We start from the raw sequence: 8,754 nt of genomic DNA on the forward strand, positions 1-8,754 counted from the left end.
CGTAATCGAATAATCCGACCACGATTACGACAACGACAACGACGTCCGGGTGACTGACGGTCACTCCATGACCGTTAGCCCTGTGCGACCTGCGCCACGGCTGAAGTCTTGGACTCCAGGAACGACTCAGAGATTCCGAAACTCGAAGAACAGGGTCCCGGCGGCGTTCTTGTAGAGGGTCGAGAAGCGGACCCGGGTCTCCTGCTCGGTGCTCAGCGGCTCCCATTGATTGTCGGCATCCAGATAGAGTACGGCATTGCCCGGCAGGGCCTGGATGAAGACCCCGAGCCGGTCGGCGCGCAGCCGGGCCAGGGCGCCGCCGGCGGCGCGGCGCAACTGGAAGTCGCTGGTGATATGGATGCGGGCGTCGCGGTAGAAGCCGCTGCGCGCGCCCTTTTGGGAGCGGATGTTGAATGGATAGCCCTCGTCCAGGTCGGCCTCCGGGGAGAGGATCACGGCCAGGGGGCGCGGGAAGCGGGCCGGTCGCAGGATGCCGTAGAGGATGAAGGCGCCCAGCAGTGCCAGCAGGATGGCGGCGATGACCGGCCACCAGCAGCGCAGCCAGTGGTCCGGGACAATCTCCACCCGGATCGGGACCGCGGCCCGCAGCGTCTGGCCGCGGCCGTCCAGCGTTTCTACTACCAGGGACCCGGCCTGGTCCGGGCGGCAGGCCGCCGGACAGGTAGCGACCCGCAGGCGCACCGGATAGCGCTGCTGCCCGCTGCCGTCGAAGCCCAGGACCAGCGCCCGCCCACCCAGTTGCTTGAAGCCTTCACCCAGGTTGATTTCCAGTACGGCGCCGGACTGTGCGAAGTCGCTCGTGAGCTTCAGATCGAAGCGGCCCCTGGCCTGGATGAAACCCAGATCGAGCGGCGCCTCGCCCTGGGAGCGGCCGGTGAGTCGCCCATAGTCCAGCACCCCGGGCGGTCCGAAGGCGATGGTGCCCTTGACGTCTACCGGCCCTTGGGTGGTGGCGGAGTCAGCCTCCCCCTCGGCCCGGTACTCGATCATCAGGACCCCGACCTGCCCCGGCGTCCAGTCACGGGCATAGACGCCGTCCCCGGCCGTTCGATCGCCCTCGCGGCCGTCGTCGCGCAGCGCCAGGGTGCGGCCGTCGGGGAGTTTTGCACTCACCCGCTCCGGCGTGCGCAGCGCATGGCGCGCGCCCAAGGCCTTGAGCCGGACGGCGACCGCGATGGTATCGCCGATGAAGGCTTGGGTCGGGGTCTGTACCTCGAGCGCCCAGGCGGCCGGTGCGACCTGGATCTGTTGCCGCTGCTCGTCCTGGAGATAGCGGCTCGCCAGCCGCACCGGGAAGCTCACGGGTCCCACCCCCATGAAGCGCACCCGGGCGGTCAGGAGCCCGTCGTCGGCACTCTGGTCGCCCTCCTGGCCGTCATCGCGAAAGGCGATCTCTTTACCATCCACCAGGGCCGTCACCGCGAGCCCCGGGATCTCCCCGGGCCGCTCGACGCGTTGCCCGGTCCGGTCGTCGACCAACTGCGCCGTCACCAGGGTGTCCTCCCCCTGCGCCGCCGTGTCGGGCGTGACGATCCGCAGACTGATCGAGAAGTCCTGGATCAGGTACCAGCCGGCCTCCCCCGTCAGGCCGGTAACCTCGAAGCGCCAGGTGCCGGCCGCCGGCCGGCGCAGGCGCAGGATGCGATAGCCCCGGGTCAGGTCGTCGATACCGCGGGTCTCACCGGCGCGGTAGTCGGGCTCGAGCGCCTCCGCGGCCGGATTGCCCGCGGCGGGCGCGATGCCGCCCACCGGACCCTGCGCCGCGACCAGCAGGAAGGCCTCGTCCACGAAGGGGGCGAGCCTGGTCTCGATCAGGGTGGATGCCGGTGACAGTTGGCCCGAATCCGGGGCCTTGGCGCCCAGGAAGCGCTGGTAGATCTCGCCGATGGCGGACAGCAGCTCGGTGGGGTTCTGCGCCGCGGTGCGGATGTCGTATTCGCTGTGGACCGGCCGCCCCCGATTGCCCAGGCCGACGATCGCGGTATGGACCCCGGCGGCGCGCAGCTCGCCCAGGACCCGGTTGCTGTCCCCCCGGCACAGGTCGCGGCCGGCATCGGAGATGACGATCAGCAGCCGCTCCTTCCCCGTGGCGCCGTCCAGCGCCTCCTTGACGGTCAAGAGGGGCACGATGAAGTTGGTCGGTGCGCCATAGAGCGCCCGCTGATCCACCGCCTGTTTGAAGCCGGCGAGATCCCCCGCGTCGCGGTCCAGGCGCCGCCCGGGGTCTGGCTGCAGGAGGCACTCCGGACTGTCCGGCATCCAGGCCAGCGTCAGGTCGTCCGCAGGGCCGAGCAGGTCGGCCAGGATCTTGATGGCCTGGATGGCGAGGCGCGGCTGGTCGTTCTCGGCGGCCCGCATTGAGGTGGAGGTGTCCAGGACTACCGCGACGTGGCGCGGAGGGCGCGCCGGGGGGGCGGACTGGGGCTCGGGTGCGGCTTGAATGGGGAGCGACACCAGGATCGCCAGGTAGAGCAGCGTCGGCGGCAGGGGATGAAAGGCCTGGGCCAGGGGTGCGAGCAATTTGACGAATGCGCGGGCGGCGGTCCGCGTAGCGGACCCTACGTCGGGCGCGCGGGCGGTGGTCCGCGCAGCGGACCCTACGATCGGGTTGAGGTTCATAGGAATTGCATCCGCAACCATAGGTGGTCCTCGCCGCTGCTCAGTCGATAGGGTTTGTGGACCTCGAGCAGCAACACGCCGACGGCGGTGGGCTCGATCTCGCTCCCGTCACGGTCGCACAGCCTCACACCGCGCGCCAGCCGCAGGGCATAGAGGGTCTCCCCTTGCGGCCGGACCCAGCCCAGCAGGCCGCCCTGATTGTCGACCACCTGGCGCTCCGCCCGGCGCGAGAAGAGCCGCCGCAGGGGTGAGGCGGGCGGCAGGGCCCGGGCGGTGAAGCGATGCGGCTGGGCGCTGCCCGCCACGCCATAGCCCAGGTCGCGCGGCAAGGCGGCGCGGGCGCGCAGCAGCAGCAGCGCCAGGGGCAGCCCCAGCAGCAACAGGGCCAGGGGCAGTAGTGACCACCAGCGCAGGCCCGGGGCGCGGGCCACCAGCACCTCCGCCTGGAGGGACTTGACCACGTCGAAGTGGTCATAGGGCGGGTGATCGAGGATGAACTTCACCCGCAGGGCCGGCGGTGCGAGCGGGTCCCCATCCGCATAGGGCCCCAGGGTCACGCAGAGTTCATGCCGACCGCCGGCCCCGTCGCGCTGCACCAACTCGTCAAGGCGCCGCTGCTTGCCCTTGGACCACTCCGGCCCCGGCGCAGAGCCCGGCTGCGATGGGTCCGACTGGAAACCGATGCTCTCGCCGTCGAGGCTGAAGCGGGCGTCGCGCAAAGGTCCGACGAGCGCCTGGCGATCGGCGATCAGGAAGGCCCTGACATTGACGCCCGCGCCGCCCTGGCTCCCCTGCGCACTCTCCAGCCGGGTCCCGAAGTCCTCGGTCAGGGTGAAGGCGGTGCAGGCATCCTGCCGGCGCCCCAGTGCCCCGCTGGTGGGATTCATGATCTTGACGGCCGGCGGCTGCGGCGACAGGCCGAGCCGTGGATAGACCAGGGCCACGAATGGATCGTCGGCGCCGCGCACCGCGACGGTCCGGTTCTCCAGATCGACCCTCACCGTCACATGCGCCTGATAGGGGGTATCCGCACCATTAGGCAACTGATTCTTGGTGAACTGCGTTTGCGAATAATAGCGGCGCCCGCCCGCGGCCAGGTCCTCCCAATTGTGCGTATCGGCAATACCGGCCCCGTCGGCGTCATTGATGTTCCAATAGCCGGCGGCGCCCGGCCGCGGCTGTTTGATCCAATAGCGCAGTGCCAACTTGGGCGGTATGCCGGCGGTGCCGGCGGCCGAGGCCACGAGAAAATCGAGCCGGCAGGGCCGATCCGCCATGGTTACCAGTGATCCCGGGGCGAAACAGGACGGCACCGCGTCCTGCCGCGCACCCCCGCCGGGCGGCTCCTGATGCTCACGCAGGGCGACCGTGAGGTTGGTCGGGCGCAGGACGAAGACCGACTCGTCGCTCCCCTGGTCGATCCGCAATGAATAGTCGCCGGGCGAGGGCTTGAGTTCCCAGCGCAGCGAATAGCTCCCGCCCGGCTCGCGTCCCTCCAGCAGGTGCTGGAGATTGACACTGCCGCCGGCGGGCGGGGACAGCGTCAGCTTGGGCGCCGGGGGGGTGGAGCGCCGCCCCGGGTCCAGCCGCAGGGCCACGATCGCCGCCTCCGTCGGGCCCACGCCCCGATGCAGATCGAGCCCGACCGCGCCGGTACCGACCCGGTCCTTGCGGTCAGCGGGCAGGTGCAGATACCCGAAGCCCTGCGAGAACAGCCGGATCATGGTGGCGGGCAGTTCCTCGCCGGTGCGCACGATGAAAAAGTCGGGAAAGACGTGCTGCGCATAGATGCCGGCGCGCACATTGGCCGCGTCGGCCGCCTTGATGCCGGCGAAGAAGGCCTCGCCGCGGCTGGTCGCATCCGGACCGAACAGGATCGCATAGAGGCGCGTCTGCCTGGCCGCGAGCGCGGGCAGCAGTTGCGTCTCGATATAGGCCTGGTCGGCCTGCGGATTGACCGAGAGCCCGTCCGTAATGAGGACGATGGTCCTGGTCATCGCCGCACTGTCGGTGCCCGACAAGGGGGGCAGGTCCGCCAGGGCCTGGATGATGCCCGGTGAATAGTAGGTATTCATGACATCCAGGGGCAGTTGCGCCGGGCTCAAGGCGGTGATGAACTGCGCCCGCGCGGCCATCCCCTTGGCCCGCCGGGGCGTCACCGTGGCGGGCGGCGGCAGTTCGGCGGTCCATTTCGCGTGGTCGAACGGGATCACCGCGAAGCTGTCCGGATTCTCCGCCTTGTTGGGATCGGGTTTGAGCAGATCGTGCAGCAGCAGCGTCGACAGGACCGCCAGTCGGCCTGGATCGTTCGGCGGGTCCTGCCAGCCGCAGGCGGCGCCGCACATGGACTTGGAGGTATCCAGGATCACGCGCACATGGTCCCCGGTGGAGCCGAGATCCAGCGCGGCCGGGCGGGCGGCGCCGGCCGCGAGCAGGAGGGCGCAGATGAGGGCCGTGCGGATTGCCATCGCTTTGCGATCACGAAGAATCTCACGCAAAGACGCAAAGACGCAAAGGGAGGACGGGTCTGCCACTAGCTTGAAAAACTTTTTTTATAAGGTTTATAACCTGAACAAGTCAATTAGGGAATGCCTTCGGCGTCGCGGTCGTTGTCGTTGTCGTAATCGAGATTATCGTATCGCCCCGGATTCCCTCGCACGCCAAGTTGCCGCGATTCTCCGATTACGACCACGACAACGACGCGGAAGAGGGTTCGGTGGACTGCGCTACGCCTGTCCACCCTAAGATGCTCTCACGGTAAGGCTGCCACCGCCCGGAGCGGATGTCCAGTGCCGGGGCGGGAAATGGCGGCTGGCCCGTCGCCTGGAGTGCAGGGCGCACACCCTGTACTCCAGTTCACGGGCGGCGAAGGCCGCACTGCTACGGCTGGAAGTTCCCCGAGGTCGTGACCGCGCCGCCGGCGGGGGTCACCAGGACGTTATTGTTCCCCGCCTGCCAGACGACCGGCTGGGCCGCACCCTCCGGGCGCTTCAGGCACTTCCAGGCGAGCTGTTTGCGCGCGGGCAGGTTGTCGAGGGTGCCGGTCCAGCGTGGGTAGGTCGTGGGACTGAGCTTGACCGCCTTGCTCGGGTCCCAGTTGCCGAGCCGGTCGCCGGCGCCCGCGACATAGACCGACTGGCGCCAGACGGTGGTGCCGTTGCGGCACTGGAAGGCGGCCGTGACCTCCTCCGGCGCTGGCTTGAGGGCGAAGACGAAGGTCCTGGCCGCCGTGACCGGGCCGGACTCGGACTTGGCGAGGATCAGGTTGCCGCCGGCATTGACCCAACCGCTCGCGGCCGTGTCCAGCGCGGCGGGTGTGGCCAGGGCCGGCAGCGGGCTGCCGTTGAGGCTGACACCGGTGGCCTGCTGCCCGTGGGTCACCAGTTCCACGACCGCGCCGCGCGCCGCCGGGGCGCCCTGGTAGTTGCCCTCGGCGGCGGCGATGGTCACCGCGGCGCTGCTGCCGTCGGCGGCGAGCTGCTGCGACAGCCTGGTCGTGCGCACCGCCCCGCCGAGATAGGCCTGGGTCTGCCCGTCGTCCTCGTAGAGGGTGAAGCCGCTCGGCAGGGGCGCCGCATAGGCGCGCAGGATCAGCTCGTCCCGGGTGGAGCCGTCACTGCGTTTGCCAAAGATGTTCATGGTCTTCTTGTCCACATACATCTTGGGGATCAGGGCTCCGGCGCGGGCGAAGACAGGCAGGCTGAAGACCCCGTTGTGCATCAGCGGGCGGCCGGCGAAGGTCTCGCCCGTACTGTGGAGCCACTCGTTGGTCCGGTAGTCGACCCAGTCCCCCGCCGGCAGATAGACATCACGGGTCTGGGGCCCATTGCGGTCGGCCACCAGCGCGACCAGCAGGTCGCGCCCGAGCAGCTTCTCGCTGCCCAGCCGCCGCACGTTCGGGTCCGTCTGGTAGTAGTAGACGAGCGGCGGGACCACCGGCTCGCCGGCCAGGTAGGCGCGGTGCGCCAGCGAATACAGGTAGGGGCTCATGGCATAGCGCTGGCGCAGGTTCGCGAGGTTGCTCGCCCGGTCCCCGACCCGGTCGGGCGCCGTCTCATGGCAGTTACCGGACGGCTGGCCCTGGCCATAGGGGCAACTGCTGTTGTTGGCATGGGGCCGGGCCGGGATGTCGGTCAACAGACCGTCGGCGAACCATTGGGTATAGACCATGCTCAGGTCCTCACCGTTGAGTGCGCCGCGGTGAAAGCCGCCGATGTCCGAGCCGAAATAGTCGAGCCTCGAGAGCGACATGTGCAGTTGGGCGTTCATGTGGGCGGCGAGGTTCTCCAGATTCGAGCCGATGTCGGCGGACCACATGCTGGTGCCGAAGCGCTGGATACCGGAGGCCCCGGAGCGGGCCATCATGAAGGGCCGGCGGACCACATTGTTGCGCTCTCGCAGGCCCCGCCCACGCCGTTCTTGCACTGCTTGACCAGGAACTCACGCGCGGTCAACTCCGTGTGCTCGGGCAGGCTCTTGTCGATATAGGACTCCTCGATCGTCATGATGCCGATGCCCTTGTCCGCATAGTCGGCGAGCTTCTTCGCGGGCTCCGGGAACTTGGCCAGGTCCCAGGTCAGGCTCCCCATGCGGCTGGGCTTGGTGCCGATGGCCGGGACCCCGCCGAACCACTGAAGGTCCAGCACGAAGCCGTCCACCGGAAAGCCGTCGGCGCGCAGGGCCGCGAGCTTATCGTCGATCTCCTGCCAGTTGTCGTAGCCGTATTCCGAGACCCATAAACCGAACATCTTCTTCGGCGGCACCGGCGGGCGGCCGGTCAGTTCCATATAGTCCTGGCGCAGATTGGGCAGGTCCGCACCGGTCATGAGATAGCCCCGGATCTGGTCGCCCCAGGTCTCGACCTGCCAGGGGTTCCCGGAGAAGTCCCAGCGCTGTTTGTAGACCTGGTCCAGGAACAGCGCATAGTTCGCGCTCCCGGCCCCCAGGGCATAGAGGATCGGGAACTGGGCGTTGCCGGCCGCGCCGCCGTTGAAGCCGATCATCTGGTTGCCGTAGTTGTCCCCCGGCTGGCGGACCTGATGATTGGCCGTGGTCCAATTACCGTCCGGATTGCCGGGGGTGATCAACTGCTCACCCAGGCCGTAGGCATCCTGCATACTGCCGGGGGCCAGCGTCAGGCCCTTCCAGTCCTGGGCGAGATTGAGCGGGCACAGGGTGGTCAGGGCCAGGCCCCGGACCTTGTCGGTCACGGCCAGACAGAGGCTGGTCGGGTCCACGACCACCTTCATCTCGGCCGTGTTCAGGGTGGTGCCCCCCGGTCCCGACTTGGTGAAGCTCGCGGGACCCGGATAATTGGTCTTGGCGACCTGGGGTGCGGTCGCGAGCGCCGTCGCGGTAGCGGGTCCCGGTCCCTTGGCCGAGACCTCGAAGTGGACCAGGTCATCGCGCAGAAACTCCAGGATCAGGTACTGGTCCCCGGACTGGAACTTGACCCGCTCAACCGCCGCAAGGGCGCTCGAGGGTAGGCACCAGGCCAGGGCCAGCAGGGCGGTGCCGACGGCGGCCTGGGGCAGTTTGAGACGCACGGGTCGCCGGTTGGTCGACTGGGTTTGCGTAACGGATGGTTGCAGGCGCGGCGCGGGCCGCGGCCGATGGCGCCGGTCGGGCCGGTCGCCGGAGGCAGGAATTTTCATGTCGTCAGCTCCTCGTCGGGCGCATCGGCGCCCCGTCTTGGGTCGATGGCAAGACCACGCGGGATGCGTCGTCTGCGGGTTCCGTGCGGCCAGCAACCGCGTCCATGACTGACCTCGAGGGCCCTGATGGCGGGCACCGGGTTCTATGGCTTCCCTGAGCGGGGGCGGCGTCCCGGCACCGGGTACCGGAGCGGGACGGCGCGCCCTGGGGGTGACTATCGCAGCCTTGTTTGTGCCTGGAAAGACGCTCAGGCACCCGGGCGTCTGTCGGATTTTTCTCAAGCTGACGCAATCGCTCGGACCATTGGCGTAGGGTGCGCCGTGCGCACCTTGAGAGGTCCCGGTTGATCGCCGCGGCCAGGGTTTCGGTTGGTGCTATGAGGCGCATGGCGGCCTTGATCAGAACTCCGGCCACGGCACCCTTGCGGCAACCCGTCGCGGCCTGGGGGCCGCTCCTACA

Annotated in this window: 5 protein-coding genes; all 5 read right to left on the bottom strand. The window is 68.8% G+C overall.

What is annotated here, in order from left to right:
- Window positions 1-126: 126 nt before the first annotated feature.
- Complete coding sequence (locus QZY48_RS23795) at window positions 127-2,640, bottom strand: vWA domain-containing protein (protein WP_295435747.1); 2,514 nt, start codon at window positions 2,638-2,640, stop codon at window positions 127-129.
- On the bottom strand, window positions 2,637-5,108 hold the full coding sequence (locus tag QZY48_RS23800; RefSeq protein WP_295435749.1) for a hypothetical protein: 2,472 nt from the start codon (window positions 5,106-5,108) through the stop codon (window positions 2,637-2,639). The genes QZY48_RS23795 and QZY48_RS23800 overlap by 4 nt, the downstream gene beginning before the upstream one ends.
- Before the next feature lie 113 nt (window positions 5,109-5,221).
- Window positions 5,222-5,380 (bottom strand): hypothetical protein, encoded by a 159-nt coding sequence (locus QZY48_RS23805; protein ID WP_295435751.1) that lies wholly within the window; start codon window positions 5,378-5,380, stop codon window positions 5,222-5,224.
- 140 nt (window positions 5,381-5,520) lie between these two features.
- The gene (locus QZY48_RS23810) at window positions 5,521-7,023 is read right to left on the bottom strand and encodes a carbohydrate-binding module family 20 domain-containing protein (RefSeq protein ID WP_295435752.1); all 1,503 of its coding nucleotides are present in this window, start codon (window positions 7,021-7,023) and stop codon (window positions 5,521-5,523) included.
- Complete coding sequence (locus QZY48_RS23815; protein ID WP_295435754.1) at window positions 7,002-8,294, bottom strand: TIM-barrel domain-containing protein; 1,293 nt, start codon at window positions 8,292-8,294, stop codon at window positions 7,002-7,004. The genes QZY48_RS23810 and QZY48_RS23815 overlap by 22 nt, the downstream gene beginning before the upstream one ends.
- Window positions 8,295-8,754: the final 460 nt, after the last annotated feature.

The sequence above is a fragment of the uncultured Thiodictyon sp. genome (assembly GCF_903828115.1).
In the GTDB taxonomy this organism is placed as follows: Bacteria; Pseudomonadota; Gammaproteobacteria; order Chromatiales; family Chromatiaceae; genus Thiodictyon.

Excerpts from the sequence above, each read along its gene's own strand:
- QZY48_RS23795 (WP_295435747.1), bottom strand. The coding sequence starts at position 2,640 with ATGAACCTCAACCCGATCGTAGGGTCCGCTGCGCGGACCACCGCCCGC.
- QZY48_RS23800 (WP_295435749.1), bottom strand. The coding sequence starts at position 5,108 with ATGGCAATCCGCACGGCCCTCATCTGCGCCCTCCTGCTCGCGGCCGGC.
- QZY48_RS23815 (WP_295435754.1), bottom strand. The coding sequence starts at position 8,294 with ATGAAAATTCCTGCCTCCGGCGACCGGCCCGACCGGCGCCATCGGCCG.